Source organism: Pedobacter riviphilus, assembly GCF_014692875.1.
GTDB lineage: Bacteria > Bacteroidota > Bacteroidia > Sphingobacteriales > Sphingobacteriaceae > Pedobacter > Pedobacter riviphilus.
In genome coordinates, this window is sequence record NZ_CP061171.1 from 2,742,523 (window position 1) to 2,758,896 (window position 16,374).

The 16,374-nt window shown below is 36.0% G+C and carries 14 protein-coding genes; 10 read left to right on the forward strand and 4 right to left on the reverse strand.

Features of this window, described 5'->3' with window-relative positions:
• The first annotated feature begins 24 nt into the window (after positions 1 to 24).
• Genes H9N25_RS11210 through ppnP form a run of 3 tightly spaced genes read left to right on the forward strand, consistent with a single transcriptional unit; the run spans position 25 to position 4,213 of the window.
• On the forward strand, positions 25 to 2,028 hold the full coding sequence (locus H9N25_RS11210; RefSeq protein WP_190328955.1) for a DUF3857 domain-containing protein: 2,004 nt from the start codon (positions 25 to 27) through the stop codon (positions 2,026 to 2,028).
• The gene (locus H9N25_RS11215; protein ID WP_190328956.1) at positions 2,028 to 3,923 is read left to right on the forward strand and encodes a DUF3857 domain-containing protein; all 1,896 of its coding nucleotides are present in this window, start codon (positions 2,028 to 2,030) and stop codon (positions 3,921 to 3,923) included. Before H9N25_RS11210 ends, H9N25_RS11215 begins: the two co-directional genes overlap by 1 nt.
• Before the next feature lie 8 nt (positions 3,924 to 3,931).
• Positions 3,932 to 4,213 carry a pyrimidine/purine nucleoside phosphorylase gene (gene ppnP / locus H9N25_RS11220; protein ID WP_190328957.1) on the forward strand — a complete coding sequence of 94 codons (282 nt, stop codon included), beginning with the start codon at positions 3,932 to 3,934 and terminating at the stop codon, positions 4,211 to 4,213.
• Between the two features lie 122 nt (positions 4,214 to 4,335).
• On the opposite strand, the gene H9N25_RS11225 is transcribed toward ppnP, so the two are convergent.
• Together H9N25_RS11225 and H9N25_RS11230 are read right to left on the reverse strand one after the other, a co-directional pair.
• Positions 4,336 to 5,607 (reverse strand): M16 family metallopeptidase, encoded by a 1,272-nt coding sequence (locus H9N25_RS11225; RefSeq protein ID WP_190328958.1) that lies wholly within the window; start codon positions 5,605 to 5,607, stop codon positions 4,336 to 4,338.
• Positions 5,600 to 6,844 carry a M16 family metallopeptidase gene (locus H9N25_RS11230; RefSeq protein ID WP_190328959.1) on the reverse strand — a complete coding sequence of 415 codons (1,245 nt, stop codon included), beginning with the start codon at positions 6,842 to 6,844 and terminating at the stop codon, positions 5,600 to 5,602. The genes H9N25_RS11225 and H9N25_RS11230 overlap by 8 nt, the downstream gene beginning before the upstream one ends.
• Before the next feature lie 162 nt (positions 6,845 to 7,006).
• On the opposite strand from H9N25_RS11230, the gene H9N25_RS11235 reads away from it, so the two are divergent.
• The 3 genes from H9N25_RS11235 to H9N25_RS11245 all read left to right on the forward strand — a co-directional run bounded on the left by H9N25_RS11235 (position 7,007) and on the right by H9N25_RS11245 (position 9,447).
• Positions 7,007 to 7,636, forward strand: coding sequence for a hypothetical protein (locus H9N25_RS11235; RefSeq protein WP_190328960.1), 630 nt, complete (start codon positions 7,007 to 7,009; stop codon positions 7,634 to 7,636).
• A gap of 1 nt (position 7,637) precedes the next feature.
• Complete coding sequence (locus tag H9N25_RS11240) at positions 7,638 to 8,258, forward strand: hypothetical protein (protein ID WP_190328961.1); 621 nt, start codon at positions 7,638 to 7,640, stop codon at positions 8,256 to 8,258.
• A gap of 64 nt (positions 8,259 to 8,322) precedes the next feature.
• Entirely contained in the window at positions 8,323 to 9,447 is a 1,125-nt protein-coding gene (locus H9N25_RS11245) for a CofH family radical SAM protein (RefSeq protein ID WP_167294862.1), read from the forward strand.
• Between the two features lie 263 nt (positions 9,448 to 9,710).
• On the opposite strand, the gene H9N25_RS11250 is transcribed toward H9N25_RS11245, so the two are convergent.
• Together H9N25_RS11250 and H9N25_RS11255 are read right to left on the reverse strand one after the other, a co-directional pair.
• Positions 9,711 to 10,601, reverse strand: a complete 891-nt coding sequence (locus H9N25_RS11250; RefSeq protein ID WP_190328962.1) for a ferritin-like domain-containing protein — start codon at positions 10,599 to 10,601, stop codon at positions 9,711 to 9,713.
• A 19-nt stretch (positions 10,602 to 10,620) separates the two neighbouring features.
• On the reverse strand, positions 10,621 to 11,349 hold the full coding sequence (locus H9N25_RS11255) for a ferritin-like domain-containing protein (RefSeq protein WP_190328963.1): 729 nt from the start codon (positions 11,347 to 11,349) through the stop codon (positions 10,621 to 10,623).
• A 124-nt stretch (positions 11,350 to 11,473) separates the two neighbouring features.
• Between H9N25_RS11255 and H9N25_RS11260 the strand changes: the two genes are divergently transcribed.
• The 4 genes from H9N25_RS11260 (at position 11,474) to H9N25_RS11275 (ending at position 16,350) form a co-directional block, all read left to right on the forward strand.
• The gene (locus H9N25_RS11260) at positions 11,474 to 12,259 is read left to right on the forward strand and encodes a LytR/AlgR family response regulator transcription factor (protein ID WP_167294865.1); all 786 of its coding nucleotides are present in this window, start codon (positions 11,474 to 11,476) and stop codon (positions 12,257 to 12,259) included.
• Entirely contained in the window at positions 12,249 to 15,254 is a 3,006-nt protein-coding gene (locus H9N25_RS11265) for a ligand-binding sensor domain-containing protein (RefSeq protein ID WP_167294866.1), read from the forward strand. The genes H9N25_RS11260 and H9N25_RS11265 overlap by 11 nt, the downstream gene beginning before the upstream one ends.
• Positions 15,255 to 15,505: 251 nt before the next feature.
• On the forward strand, positions 15,506 to 16,072 hold the full coding sequence (gene scpB, locus H9N25_RS11270; protein WP_167294867.1) for an SMC-Scp complex subunit ScpB: 567 nt from the start codon (positions 15,506 to 15,508) through the stop codon (positions 16,070 to 16,072).
• Between the two features lie 86 nt (positions 16,073 to 16,158).
• A complete protein-coding gene (locus H9N25_RS11275; RefSeq protein ID WP_167294868.1) occupies positions 16,159 to 16,350 on the forward strand; it encodes a hypothetical protein in 192 nt (63 codons plus the stop codon).
• Positions 16,351 to 16,374 lie beyond the last annotated feature (24 nt).

The window sequence follows — 16,374 nt, forward strand, 5'->3', positions numbered from 1 at the left end:
ACAACCAAAAAACTAATTTTATAAATGCAGAAAAATGCTCTCAAATTTCTGACTTTAATGCTATGCATTGGAGTTACTACCCTTTATGCCCAAACTATTCAACCTGTAAAAAGAGAATTCAAGTTTGGAAAAATTGTACCGACAGAATTCGAAGTGAAAGCCTCTGGGCAGGACTCGTCTGCCTCAGCAATTAAACTGTTTGATGTTGGTGACTGTTATTTCGAATACAATACCACTGGAGGATTTATTTATGTGTTTGAACGACATATACGCTACAAAATCTTAAACAAAAATGGTTACGATCTGGCCAATTTCCAAGTAGAACTTTACAGAAATGGTAACTCTGCAAAAGAGGATCTCAGTTTTATGGATGCTGCAACCTATAATATGGTTGATGGCAAAATGGTTACTAGTAAACTGAATAAGGATGCCAAGTTTACAGAAGAGTTTAACAAAAATTATGTAATCAAAAAATTTGCGTTACCTAATGTTAAAGAAGGATCGATTATCGAGTTTAAGTATAAAATCAGATCAGATTTTACATTTACACTTCGCGGGTGGAAATTCCAATCAAGTATTCCGACGCTATGGTCTGAGTACAACGTTAAAATTCCGGAATACTTCATATATAAAAACAATACGAGTGGGTACTATCAAATTGAGCATCCAGTTCATGAAACTGTAACTGCAGCCTATATCCCTGGCTTAAGTTCTAATGCAGCTTACGACAAATATTGTGCAGCAAATGTACCTGCCTTAAAAGAGGAGCCATATGTAACTACAATGGATGATTATACCCCTAAAATTGAATTTGAACTTAGGGGCACCCAATTTCCAGGCCAAATGTATCAAGATTTTAATGGTTCGTGGCCAAAAATCATCAATGGGCTGGCTGAAGATGAAAACTTTGGTGGTTTTATTAACAAAAACAGTTATGCCAAATCGGTACTGCCAGGCATCCTAAAAGGAGAGAAAGATACCCTTGCTGCAGTAAAACTCATTTTCAACTATGTTAAAAACAACCTAAAATGGAATAAGCAATATTCGAAGTATGCTAATGAAACCAATCCAAAGAGCATCTTCGAAAAGAAAACAGGTTCATCTGCAGATATTAACCTTGCTTTGTTGAGTTTATTAAAAGAAGCTAAAATTGAGGCCTTCCCTGTCCTGATCAGTACAAGAGAAAATGGCGAACACCCAGGTTATCCTGTAGTATCGGCATTCAATAATGTAATTGGTGTTACGCAGATCGGAAATACACTTTATTTTCTTGATGCCACAGATAAAGATCTTCCTGCAGGTATGTTAGATTATGAAAACCTGAGTCACCAGGGCTTTTACATGGATTTAAAAAGCTTTAATGGAAAGTGGCTTTCTACAGAACCAAGTGTATCGAGCGAAAAGATTTTTGTTTACAACATGACGCTCGATAAAGACCATAAACTAACCGGAAAGATTAACCAATATTCAAAAGGTTATGCGGCACTAAATCTTCGAAACAAGTATAGAAAAACAAATAACGAGACTGAGTTTATTAAAAACTTTAAAAAAGATAAAGCTGGTCTTGAAATCTCGACATACAAAATCGATAATTTGGACAATCTCGACGAGTTATTAACCGAAAATATGGACGTTGTGATTGAAGATAATGTAGAAGAAGCTGGAAACCTGGTGTATTTTACACCTCTCCTTTTCGAAAGAACCAAAGAAAATTTATTTAAACTGGAACAACGAAAATTCCCGGTCGATTTTGCTTATCCATTTAAAGAAAGCTACCGCATTACGGTGAACTTTCCAGATGATTATGAAATAGACAAACTTCCTAAAGGAGGTATTTACAAACTTCCTGAAAACAACGGAACCTTTACCATTAATTATGTAACAGAAGGTAAAACCCTAATGGTGAAAAGTATCATTAATGTAAGTAAATCGCTTTATACGCCTGAAGAATATTTTGATTTAAAAGAATTATTTAAAACGGTTGTAGAAAAACAGGCCGAACAGATCGTATTTAAAAAGAAAGTATAATGAAATACTATTTAAGTTTGGCGCTTGCGCTTGTAAGTATTAACAGTGCGTTAGCACAGATGGATTATGATGTAGCAAAGATCCCTGAAAACCTGAAAAAAGATGCTGTTGCTGTAATTAGAAACGAAGAATCTTTTTTTGATGTTAAGGGTTTAGGTGAGGCAAAAATGGATTATAAAGTGGCAATAACCATTTTGAACAAGGCTGGCGAAGAATATGGCGAAATGGCTAAAGTTTACGATAAATTTAGCAGTATATACAACATTAAGGCTACCCTTTACGATGCAGCAGGAAAAAAAATAAAAGATTATAAAAGTTCAGACATTAAAGACCAAAGCCTGATTTCGGATTTTTCGATCTTCGAAGACAATAGGCTTAAACTCTTGAAATTTGTAAGTATAACTTATCCCTACACTATAGAGTATAGTTATAGTCAGGATTATAAAGGATTACTTTCTTTTCCTTCTTGGCACGACCTGAAAGATTTTGGAGTGTCAGTAGAAAAATCGGCTTACACTATCCAGAAGGCAAAAAATTACAAAATGAGGTACATTACGAGTTCCAATTTACAAACCGACTCGGTAATTAATGGAGAAAAAGTACAGTACAAATGGAAAAGTGCCAATGTTGCAGCGGTTGCTGAAGAACCTTTAAGTACCGGTATTGATAACATTTCTGCATGGGTAAAGGCTTCTCCTAATCAGTTTGAATATGATGGTTCTACAGGTAATTTTGACAACTGGAAAAATTTCGGCTCATGGCTTTTCACCTTAAATCAGGGAGGAAATAAACTTCCTGAAACAACCAAATTAATGATACAGAATTTAATAAAAGATGCCAAGACGCCAAAAGAGAAGATCAGAATTTTGTATAACCATTTGCAACAAAACACCCGTTATGTAAGTGTTCAATTGGGAATTGGTGGTTTTAGACCTATTTTAGCAGAAAAGGTTGCACAGGTAAATTACGGCGATTGTAAAGCGCTTTCTAATTATATGAAAGCCCTACTAAACGAAGCGGGAATTGCTTCAAATTTAATTGTCATCGGAAATGATATGCCTAGTTTAAACCCGAATTATTCGAGTATGGGGCAGGCAAACCACATGATTTTATGTGTTCCATTAGAAAAAGATACTACATTTTTAGAGTGTACCAGTCAATATAAACCAATGGGGTTTATTGGCTATAGCAACTCTGACCGCAATGTATTGATGGTTACTGAAAGTGGAGGGGAAATAGTGCATACCCCTGCTTACAATGCCAAAGAAAATTATCAGATCAGAAAAACCAAAATTACGTTAGCTGAAGACGGTACAGCAAGTTCTGAAATAAAATCTACTTATGGCAGCGCCCAGTTTGAAGAGAATTTTTCGATGACATTGATGGAGCCTGTTGATCTCAGAAAAAAAATAATAGAAGAGAGCCCCATTCCAGTGGCTGAGCTCATTAGCTACAAGTATACACAACCAGATAAAACAGTACCTGTGCTTACCGAAGAGATTAACTTTAAAACCAACACATTGTTAACCAAAGGTGGAGATAAGTTGTTTTTGGTGGTAAACCAGGTTAACCGCCGTGAGAGCATTCCACTTAAAGTAGAAGCAAGAAAAACATACTTTGCTGTTCCCTTTAGTTATAATGACGATGATGAAATTAGTTATATCTTACCAAAGGGCTATAATGTAGAGTTTATTCCAAAAGATATTGCAATTAACTCTGAGTTTGGATCGTACACAGCGAAATTTAGTGTTAAGGATAATATGATTGTTTATAATAGAACACAAACCATGAACAATAAAAAGTATCCGCCAGAAAAGTATAGTGAATATGTAGATTTTTACAAAAAGATTTACCAGGCTGATAAACAAAAAGCTGTTTTAGCGAAAACTTTATAATTTAGCATATGATTACTGAAAACCAATATTTTGATGGCAACGTTAAATCGTTAGGCTATGAAACCGCTGAAGGAAAATCGACTATCGGCGTTATAAATCCAGGAGAATATACCTTTGGAACAGCTCAGAAAGAAATTATGCATGTTATAGAGGGTGAATTAGCAGCGCTTTTACCAGACACTACAGATTGGCAAAGCATTAAAGCGGGCAGCAATTTCGAAATTCCTGCAAATTCATCTTTTAAAGTAAAAGCTACTGTACAAACGGCATATTTATGCCAATATAGGTAGCTAAATTTATTACAAAAAAGTCGTCATCTTGACTGAAACTTAGTGAAATGGCGAGATCTATCTCGACAGATTTCTCGACTTCACTGCAATTCACTCGAAATGACGACCTTTTGCGACCTTACTTACTTCTTCCCGATCACTACTTCAGTGAAATTCTCTGTAGTAAGGTATTTATTAGCCAATGCCAACAACTCTTCGGCAGTAATGGTCTTCACTTTTTCAATGTATTTGGTATAATAATCGTAATCAAGTCCCGAAAAATAAATGTTCTTAAATTTATCGGCATGCGAAAAAACATTCTCCAAACTACCCAACATTGATCCGAGCATATAGTTCCTAACCAGGTTCAGTTCTTCTTCTCCTATTGGTTCATTTTTCAAGATCTCGATCTCTTTATAAATCTCAGTTAAAGCAGCCGAACACACATCAGCACCAACTTCGGTTGCGATAAAAAGATAACCTGCCTGTTGCAGCGAAGAAATTCCGGAACCAATTCCGTAAGTATAGCCTTTATCTTCGCGGATGTTGTTCATTAAACGTGAACCAAAATACCCACCTAAAACCGTATTTAGAATCTGAAGTCCGGAGAAATCCTCATGTTTACGGTTTATGGCCAATTGGCCCATACGGATAGCTGATTGTAATGCCTCTGGTTTTTCGATATACACAAGCTGTTTTGCCGTCGAAACAAAATCGAAACTATTCTTTATCGCATCGCTTTTTTTCCAGTCGCGGCCAAAAGCTTCGTTTAAAAGATTAAACCCAGCATCATCAAACTTACCAGATATCACAATGGTACAATTATTAGGAGCATAGGCAGCTTTGAAATAATCAACCAGATCTTCACGTTTCAAGGCATCATAATGTTCTGCTTTAATATTTACCCCATAGGCTGTATCGCCAAATAAAGCATGGGCAAATTCCTTTCTCGAAAGGATATCATTTTTCTTCAGGTTTACCTGTAGCTTTTGCTTTTGGTTTTGGATGTAAATATCAAGCTCATGCTGTGGAAACTGACTTTCTGATAAAACATCTTTCACAATGGGTAATACCGAATGTAAATGTTTATTTAAAGTATACAGCGTAACCGATGATTGATCCTGGGCATATTCTGTTTGGAAAAATGCACCATAAAAATCAATTTGTTCGGCTATCTCTTTTGCCGATAATTTATTTGTTCCATTATTGATTAATGCGCTTACCGCAATAGCCTGTAATGGTTTTTCGAGTTTCCAGTTTACGTTATCAAAAATAAATTCGATACGTACCAGATCTTGTTCTCCAGAGTAAATAGTAAAAACGGGTACACCATTATCTAGCACTTTTTTTTCGGGCTGGATAAAATTTATTGTAGATACCTGCTTAAAATCAGGCGCCTGTTGTCTGTTAAGCATTTTCTTCAGTTAGGTAATATAAAGTAGATGATGATTTATGGTTAAAAGTTTCGTTAGATATCCTTTTGATATCTGCTGCCCCTACTTTTAAAAATTCTTCGGTTTCCCGGTTCAATATAGCAGCATCGCCCAACAGTTCGTAATAAGCCAGATTCATTGCTTTATCAAGCAGGCTCATCTCAGAAAAAACAAGTACCGATTCTACCTTGTTTTTTACTTTGGTTAATTCAGTTTCAGAAACCAGTTCGGCCTTTAATTTTTCCAGTTCAACCCAGATTGCCTTTTCTGCCGTTTCGATTGTTACACCTTCTACCAATTTACCTTCAACAATAAACAAACCCGGATCTAAACTGCTCGAAATATAGGCGTTGATATCACTAAAAAGTTTTTGTTCTTTTAACAGGCTATTGTACAAACGCGAAGACTGTCCACGAGATAAAATATCCGATAATAAATCAAAGGCATAATAATCCTGATTTAATCGTCCCGGCATTTTAAAAGCCATATAAATCGCATTTAAAGGCACGTTTGCCCTCACAGTTTCTTGTCTGGCTTCTGTTTGCGGTTCTTCCTGAACTAAATCACGGTTGTACTTCTCTCCCGCCGGGATCGGTTCGAACCATTTTTCGGCCAGCTTTTTTACCTCTTCGGTTTTCACATTGCCACCTACTACCAAAATTGCATTTTGTGGGGTATAATGTTTTTTGAAGAATGCTTTTACATCATCCATTGTTGCATTTTCGATGTGCGAAAGTTCTTTCCCTATAGTTGCCCAGCGGTAAGAATGCTTTTTATATGCCAGTGGACGTAACTTTAACCAAACATCGCCATAAGGCTGGTTCAGATAACGTTGCTTAAATTCTTCACTCACTACGTTTCGCTGTGTTTCTAAACTCTTGTCAGAAAAAGCCAGGCTCAACATCCGGTCGCTCTCCAGCCAAAATGCCGTTTCTATATTTTCAGCAGGCAAAGTGATATAATAATTAGTAATATCGTTACTTGTAAAAGCATTATTCTCACCTCCTACGCGTTGCAAAGGTTCGTCATAATTGGGGATGTTTATCGATCCGCCGAACATCAGGTGCTCAAATAAGTGCGCAAAACCCGTTTTTTCAGGGTCCTCATCACGAGCACCCACATCATATAAAATATTTAAAACAGCCATTGGCGTCGTAGCATCTTCATGCACTAAAACTTTTAAGCCATTGGCCAGTGTAAAACGATTAAAATCTACCATAAGTGACAAAGATAAATGAATTGTTGAATTGCTAAATTGTTTAATTACTTAACAAACTGATTATTATTTTTTTTTATGTTTTATAAATAATACAGGTAGCTTTTGTAATTTCTTTATTACGTCTAATTATATACTTTTACAAAAAAATTAAACCAAAAAAATATGCTTACCTATACTGTAATATCACTTATTTTAGTGGCAACAAGTCTTTTTTTACTCAATTTCAGAAGAGATAGCCAATGGCGTAAAAACAACAATGATACGTTTAGTTTTATTATCTCTCTAATTTCCACTTTTACAGGATTATTTATTGCCCTATCTGTAAATACTTTTTTAGATAATATCAACAAAAAGAACAACTTAATTAAGCTACTAAATACAACCAATTTGGCTATAGAAAATTGCCAGATGAAAACTAAGGGAATGTATTTAAATACTTCAAATTCTGGATTGAACTTAACCGAAACTTTAAAGAAAACACCAGTTGAACTGCCTAAGTTATACCCACAACTTGCCACAAATAATTTGGTTAACGACTACTTTACACCAAATGCTTTTCAAGCCTACATTGTTTGCATAGATAACATGGAAACCTTTGTTAAAAACCTTGCCAATACAGAACAAAACAACAATGGAACGAAAATTGAGATTCTTAACCGGTATTTGAAATATTTAGAATTTGCTAAAAGCATTAATAATTTAGAGATTGAAAGACTCGGTGGAAACATCACGGAAGAACAAGAAACCAGTTCATTAAAGAAAATAGTTGACCAATTTACAACCTCAAAATAACATGAAAAATATAATTATAATCTGCCTGTTAACTTTCAGCTTAGCAGCCTGTAATACAGCGACAAAAAAGGAAGAAAAAATTGATTTTACTAAATCTTACGAAACTGCGGCCCTCGCGCTTACCGATGCCCAGTTAAATTATGATGCAGCTGTAGCAAGTAAGGATACCACACGAATAGCAGCTGCAAAAATCCAGTTAGAAACTGCCAAAACAAATTATTTAAACAGTAAAACCTATTATACTGCGAATGGGGGCATCGTAAAAGCAGAGGATGAGCAATTGCTTGCTAAAGCAAATACTGCTTTGGGTAAACCAGTTAATGATACTACTACTACGATGGCTGCAGCAGCCAGAAAGTTTATAGATAGTAGTAAAGTTAATGCCGATAAAAAAGTGAAACAAGTCTTGGGCGCCATCGCAACTGGTGAAAATAAGATTAAACAAGTTTCTGATGCGGCTACCACGGGTCAAAATACTGTTAAAAATAATGTAATAAAGGCCAATGAAAGTTTAAAAAAAGCTAACGACAGCACAAAAAAGCATTTAGAAGAAATAAAAAAGCAAGGGAATGATTTGCTAAACCTGTTTAAACGTAAAGCCGATACCACTAAAAATAATTAACGTTGTATTGTCTTTTTTATAAAACTGTGATTATAGTGATACTTATTTCGAGTATTTTTGCTTTATGAATACAGCCGATTTACTGCAACGGGCATTACATTTTGATTTTTTAAGCCTCGAAGAAGGTGTACATTTATATCACAATGCAGATACTGCATCTTTAATGTTTGTAGCCAATGAGCTAAGAAAAATTCAAGTACCCAGTGGAAAAGTAACCTGGCAGATCGACCGTAATGTAAACACCACTAATGTTTGTATTGCCAACTGTAAATTCTGTAATTTCTTTCGCAGGCCTGGGCATGATGAAAGTTATATTACTGATATCGAAACCTATAAGGTAAAGATTGAAGAGACTTTCCGCTTAGGAGGAGATCAATTATTATTGCAGGGTGGGCACCACCCCGATTTAGGTTTAGCGTTTTATGCTGACTTATTCAGAAAATTAAAAGAATTATATCCTGATTTAAAACTTCACGCCTTAGGACCGCCAGAAATTGCACACGTAGCAAAACTGGAGGGCATGACGCATACCGAGGTATTAAAAGCATTAAAAGAAGCAGGTATGGATTCTTTACCAGGTGCTGGTGCGGAAATTTTAAACGATCGTGTGAGGCGCTTAATCTCGAAAGGTAAATGTGGCGGACAAGAATGGCTTGATGTAATGCGCGCATGCCATCAATTAGACATCACTACTTCGGCTACGATGATGTTTGGCCATGTTGAAACTATAGAAGAACGTTTTGAACATCTGGTTTGGATCCGCCAGGTACAGAGTGAAAAACCTGCCGATGCAAACGGATTTTTAGCCTTTATCCCTTGGCCTTTCCAGGATGACGGTACTTTATTAAAGAGATTGCGTGGAATTAGCAACAATGTAACAGCTGATGAATATATCCGTATGATTGCGTTGAGCCGTATCATGTTGCCAAACATCAAAAATATCCAGGCCAGTTGGTTAACTGTTGGAAAAACTACGGCCCAATTGTGTTTACATGCTGGAGCAAATGATTTTGGATCGATTATGATTGAAGAAAATGTAGTTTCAGCTGCAGGTGCGCCACACCGTTTTACAGCAAACGGCATTCAGCAATCTATTAAAGCCGCAGGCTTTGAACCCCAGTTACGCGGACAAAAATATAACTATAGAGATTTGCCTGAACATTTAGAAGAGCAGGTGATCACCTATTAAATGATGTAACTAGGAGGATTTGAGATGGATGGAGGAAGGATCAATGACCAACTTACAATGATCAATAGCGATTGGTTTACTAGAAGTTAATTCTTTATTCCATAATGTAGGCAGAAGAAAAGACACGCTTATTTCTTTATCGATCCTAAAATCTCATAATCTTGAAAATCCTGATCAAATAAAAGGAAGTAGAATCAAAGCTCTACTTCCCTACCTCAAACTAAACATTACCTAATTAATAATGTCAATATTTCAGAGTGCTGTTATAGTTTTTTACCGTCTCTTAAAAATAAGTTTGCGATGGTAATTACGCTGGCTTTATCTAAAGGCTCATCAAAACTTTCTACCGCTACAGCTTTGGTAATACCTGCATTACCACCAATACCCACAATGTTTGCACCAGCTTGTACGGTTAAATCCTCACCGGCATAAACAGCATCAACAGCTGCAACACCTGAGTCGTTTGCCTGTCCAGAAGCACCAAGGCTAACCCATGGTTTATATACTGTTGTACCTGCAGCAGTCCGCATTTGACGAATATGAGATGCATGGCGTGCTTCTACCGAGTGGATCTGCAAAGCTGTTTGTAACACACCTGGGCTAACCAATAGGTTTCCTGCCTGCCCCTTATATGCCCTTACTCCTGTATCTTCAAAACCCTGGGCTACCGCTAAAAAGGTATTATAATCAGAATATACGGTAGCAAATGCCCCACCTGCTCTAAAATCTGTGTCGGCATAAGCAATTGGTGCGCGGGCAGAACTACCCAGAGCACCTACCAATAAATCAACGTGTGCTTTTTCGTGATCGCGAATGGTAGTAATGGCAGCTTGGCTGGCTGCATTTGGAAAATTAAAAGTCACATCAGTTACTGCTGATCCCGGAGTTTTGCCTACAATACAGTGATTATAAAAATGGTATTCCAAATACTCTAGCGATAAAGCAAAGTTTAATACATCAACAACTGCAGCAGGTAAAGCTGTTTGTCCGTACGCTTTTTGAAACATTGAACCTAGGGCTAGCGGCATAGCAGCCAAAGAGATTTTTTTGCCCATATTGAAAAAGCTTTTCATAGCGGCTCTTCTCGGATTTAATCTCTCATAGATTTCACCGTCAACTTTTTCAATTTCTTCTAATATATTTACGATATTCATGATTTTCTGATTTTAAAAATTAAAGATTGATTACATTAATTTTAGTTTTGATGTATTTCTGAGCAGCAGTCAAAACCTTATCTGGTGTTAAAGCAGCATCTAATCCAGCTGAGTTATTGGCTCCCAATGAAGCAAGACTATTAAGGTCTGCAAATGATCCGTTTGAAATTAAATCACGAACATAGGCAGCATGACGGGCTTCAACTGAAACAATTTTACCGGCTAATAATAAATAAGTTCCGTTTTTAATTCTTGGCCCTGCTCCGTTATAAGCAGAAACGCCTAAATCTTCAAAAGCCATAGCAGCACCTAATACACTACTTGCGCTGGTAAAATCAATTGATGAAAAATCTACCTCTAAACTTCCAATTGCAGCTGTACCTAAAGCAGCTTTAAAAAACTCCCTGTGGGCAATTTCATGAAACTGGATATCCTGAAAATATGCTTTTTGTGCTGTGGTGAAAGCTGCAGGAGGTGCTGAAGCAACCTTAACATAAAACGCTGCTTCTAACTGTTCTAAAGCATAAGCATAATTTAATACACCAAAATCATCTTTAAAATCTAAAGTTACTCCCCCATTCATTGTTGGGTTTTCGTAACCACGATCTTTTTTACAACCGGCGGCTACCAAGGCAATACCTGCAGCGCCTGCACCTGCATACTGAAGAAAAGATCTTCTGCCTACAGTTTTGTCAAATAAACTTTTTTCCTGAAGTTCATTTTTTGTTTCTAGTTCATTGTGTTTCATAGTAATCTATGTTTAGTGGTTTTGAATTCGTTTGATGATACATACGTGACAATCAGAACACTGGTTTTTTTGATTTGCATTTTTTTTTATAAGCGCATTTTAATACATTCACCAACCTATAGTTATGACAACATTAAAAGCCATTATTGTTGATGATGAGGAGTTTGCCCGGTCATCATTGTTTTTTTTACTGCAACAGAACTGTGCACAGGTAGAAATTACTGGTATTGCAAGATCTGTAGCGGAGGCAAAAGATATTCTGGCACACCATCCTATTGATTTAATCTTTCTGGACATAGCCATGCCCGGAGGCAATGGCTTTGAACTGATTCCTGATGCACAAAAACACAATGCAGCCGTTATATTTACCACTGCTTACGATCAATATGCATTAAAAGCGATTAAGGCAAATGCATTGGATTATTTGTTAAAGCCAATTGATATTGATGAACTTAAAATAGCTGTGGATAAGGTTTTTCAGCACATTAAACGCTTTAGAGGTCAGAATGAAAACGACGAAAGAATCAATAATCTGGCATCCAGTTTAAGCTCGAGATCAGAAATAAGGAAACTTACACTCCCTTATGGCCAGGGTTTTAAAATGATTGATATTGATGATATTATTTATATTGAAGCAGATAGCAATTATTCTATTGTACACTTAAACAACCATGATAAAATAACGGTTTCGAAAGTTTTACGGGAATTTGAAGAGCTTTTACCAGGCGATCAATTTGTTCGGATCCACAAGTCGAGCATTATCAACCTTAACCATTTAAAAGAATATAATTCTAAAAACGGACTTCAGGTTTTCTTAAAAAATGGAGAAAGCATTAATATTTCGAGAAGAAGAGCAAGCGATTTTTTTGAAAAAATAAAGTTATTTACAAAGGCAAACAGTGACCATTAAACGACGCATAAAAGCGCTTTTATTTGCCCAAAAAGCAATTCTGAGGTTAAACTTCGGCCGTGTTTTTATTGCTTTTTTATTCGGGATCATTGTACTTGGCATACCGGAAATACTGCTTGCCCAAACCACTTATCTCCCTCATTATAATACTAAAAGTGGGCTCGCCAGCAATAACTGTTATTACATTTTACAAGATAAAAAAGGTTTTATATGGATCGCCACCGATAATGGTTTGAGCCGTTTTGACGGGACAAATTTTCAGAATTTTACCATCGAAGACGGACTTCCAGATACCCAGATCCTTCAGATGAAAGAGGATAAAGAGGGCCGGTTGTGGTTTTTTGCCCTGAATGGTCAGCTGAGTTACTTAAAAGAAGGAAAGTTTTATAACCAGGATAATGATGAATTGCTTAAAAAACTAAACTTTAATACTGTAATTGTTTCCTTTTTAGTAGATAAATCGGGACGGATCTGGCTTGGAACAAACGCCAACCTGATTGTTTGCTGGGATGGTAAAACCATCAAAAAATACATTTCTCCAAATTTAAACGATAAGTTTATCAATGCCTTTATTCATGAGGATGAGCAAGGTAATATATTTGCATACAGCGACTTAAGCGTACAGAAATTTAATGGGAAAACTTTTTCCGTGATCAGTTCAAAAGTACAGCCCCTTTCTTACATGACTGCTGCGAACAGCAGCCACAGATCTATGTTTTACCTAGACAGTGGAGGATTAAAACAATATAGGCATGGAAGCATCAACGATCTCATCCCTATCCCTCAAAATCTGATCAAGAACATGTCGGGATATTTTTATTACGATGTTACAACCAAAGAAGTTTGGTTGTCTAATGCCAATGGAGCCTTTGCACTCGATAAAAGCGGAAAAACAGTGCAATATCTTCAGGATATTTCGGTTAATCAGGTCATCAAGGATAATAACCAGAATATGTGGTTTGCCACCAATCAGGGAATTTACATGCTCCCTAATGCGAATAACCGGTTATCGATTATTGATGCAGAATCTGGTCTGAGCAGCAATGTAATCAAAAGCATTACCAAAGATGGAAAAAATCGCCTGTGGCTGGGTACCGATGATGCAGTAATTGACGTATTAACCATCAACAATTATCAGGTTGATGAGATTGGGTTAGATGATTTTAAGAAATATAAAACCATTAAACAGATTACTTTCGACCCAAAAGACCAATCTATATATTTTGCATCCGATTATGGAATGGGTGTTTTCAAAAATATTTATAACAGCAGTAATGAAGCAAGTTATTTAAAGGAATCTAATAACTCGATGTTCGTAATTAAACACTTTAGCTTGAGTGAAAATAACAATCATCTTGCCTTAGCCTTATCGTCTGGCGTTGTTTTCTTATCAGACAGGAGAAAGAAATTTGAGTTTAACGCTGCAAAATACCGTGAAAAAGAAGATTTTTTTAAAGATAGATCTTACCATGTTTTTTATGACCGGGAAGGCAATTTGTGGTTTTCAAATATTAATGGACTTTCTCAATTTTCGAAAGGAAAATTAATTAAACACTACGAAAATCATCCTTTACTTACCAAAAGGATAAACGACATTCAGCAGCTTACCGATGGTACATTAATTTTAGCTACTGATGGCTATGGTTTAATTTTTTATAAGAACAATCAGATTACCCGGCAGATTACCCAAAAAGATGGCCTGACCAATAATATCTGTACCAAAATATTTGTAAAAAACAATGAAATATGGGTATTAACCAATAAAGGCGTTAATAAAATAGCCGATTATCCCAGTCAACCCACTGTAGCTAATTTCGACTATGGCAAAGATCTTTTAAGTGATGATATCAACAGTTTGTTCATTGATGATAGCACCGCTTATTTTGCAACAAATAAAGGCCTAATCTTATTTAAATACAATAATAAAAACATCGTTAGGAATCTTCCTAAAGTGTACGTTACTTCTATTATTAAAGACAACGAGCGCTTGCCTGTTGATCAAGACAATTTTACTTTCGAAACTGGTAACAACACCATTCTGTTTACCTTTAGTGCAGTCGATTTTACGACCAGCGATATTACCTATCGTTACCGTTTAAATGAAAATTCGGCCTGGGTAGAAACCCGTACGAGGCGATTGGATTTTTCTTCGCTACAATCAGGCGATTATGTCTTCGAAGTAAGCGCAAAAAGCCAAAATGGCAATTGGGGCGAATCTGCAAAAATCGCATTTACCATTAAAAAGCATTTTTGGCAAAGCCTATGGTTTTTATCTATTTTAATATTGTTAGTTGCCTATATCTTTTACAAGGTAGCCGTTTACATTACCCGCAAGCAAAAAGATAAGGAGCAAGCACAATTGTTATTAAAAAACAAAGTACTCATGCTGGAGCAGCAGGCTTTGCAGGCGATGATGAATCCACACTTTGTATTTAATGTGATGAACTCCATTCAGCATTACATAAATACACAGAATACGGCTTCTGCCAATAAAGTTTTAACGGGATTTGCCAGGTTGATCAGAAAAAACCTGGAAATCTGTACAAAGAGCTATATATCACTTGAAGAAGAACTAGAATACTTAAACCTGTATCTGAAACTGGAGAAGAACCGCTTTGGTAATAAATTAGCCTATATTTTTAATGTGGATGAAGATATCGACAAAGAAGAAACCTTTATCCCATCTATGTTGCTTCAACCCTATGTAGAAAATGCAATATGGCATGGCATTATGCCAAAAGAAACCGGTGGTGAAATTCAGATCAACATTAAACTGAAAGATAAATTCTATCTTAACATCGAAATTATTGATGATGGGATTGGAATAGACAACTCTTTAAAGGATAAAAAGGAAACACATATTAGTAAGGGGATGCAGCTAACCAAAGAAAGATTGCACCTTTTAGGTCAGATTGGAGCAAAACCTATACACTTAAATGTTAGGCAGAATGCCACAAATGGCACAACAGTATCCATTTCTATACCGTTAAAATAGAGAATTTACCGTTTACTCAATTATTAATACCACTCACTAAATAGAATCTTGATCGAGCCTTGTTTAGCCTTAAACTTGTGTTAGAAATAAACGATAGTGTTTATCAAAGACGTTCTTATAGAATTGATATAGATATTTAATAACCTAACCTAAAACTATATCTTAATTCAGGTTTCATTTGTGTGTTGAAAGCGGTCTTGTTTTTAAAAGCGAGACCGCTTTTTTTATGACCAAAAATTCTATTTTTGTATATGCCCAATCACAACATCACCAGGCACATCGAAGCCCTTGTATTTTCTTCCAGCCAAAGCATAGGTACGCAAGAAATTATACTTGCCTTAAATGCAGTTTTCAATGAAGAATTTACCGAAGCACAGGTGTTCGAAAGCATAGAACAGATTAAGGAAAAATATAGCCATGATGATTTGTCAATCGAATTGGTATTCTTAAACAATGGTTATCAGTTTCTCACCAAAAAAGATTACCATGAAACGGTTAACCAGCTTCAGTTACATCGCTCAAAGAAAAAATTAAGTCAGGCTGCTATGGAAACGCTGGCCATTATTGCCTACCGACAGCCCATTACTAAGTTAGAAATTGAACAGATAAGAGGTGTAAATTCAGACTATTCAGTGCAACGCCTGCTAGAAAAAGAGCTCATCAGTATCGATGGAAAAGCAGAAACGCCCGGTCGACCTATTCTGTACAGCACCAGTACACTATTTATGGATTATTTTGGCTTAAACAACCTAAACCAGCTTCCTCAGTTAAAAGATATCGTAAAAGAAGAAAATGCTGTAGGAGAAAATGTGGAATAAATAAATTAATTAATTTACTTCCAGGTTGTTATTAAAAAAAGTTTTTTGTATTTTTAAACTATAAAAGCAATTTTTATTTTTGTGTTATGAAAGCGCCAAAGAAACTCCCAACTAAGCCGACTACTAAGAAACAGGTAGACGAAGATGATGATCTTGAAGATGACGATATTCAAACAACAAAAAAGAAGCCTCAAGATGATGACGATGATGATTTTGATATCCCATTAGATGATCTTGATAATTTCGATAATTTCGACGATGACGACGACGATTATTAATATTTAAAAAGCATATATTTGAAA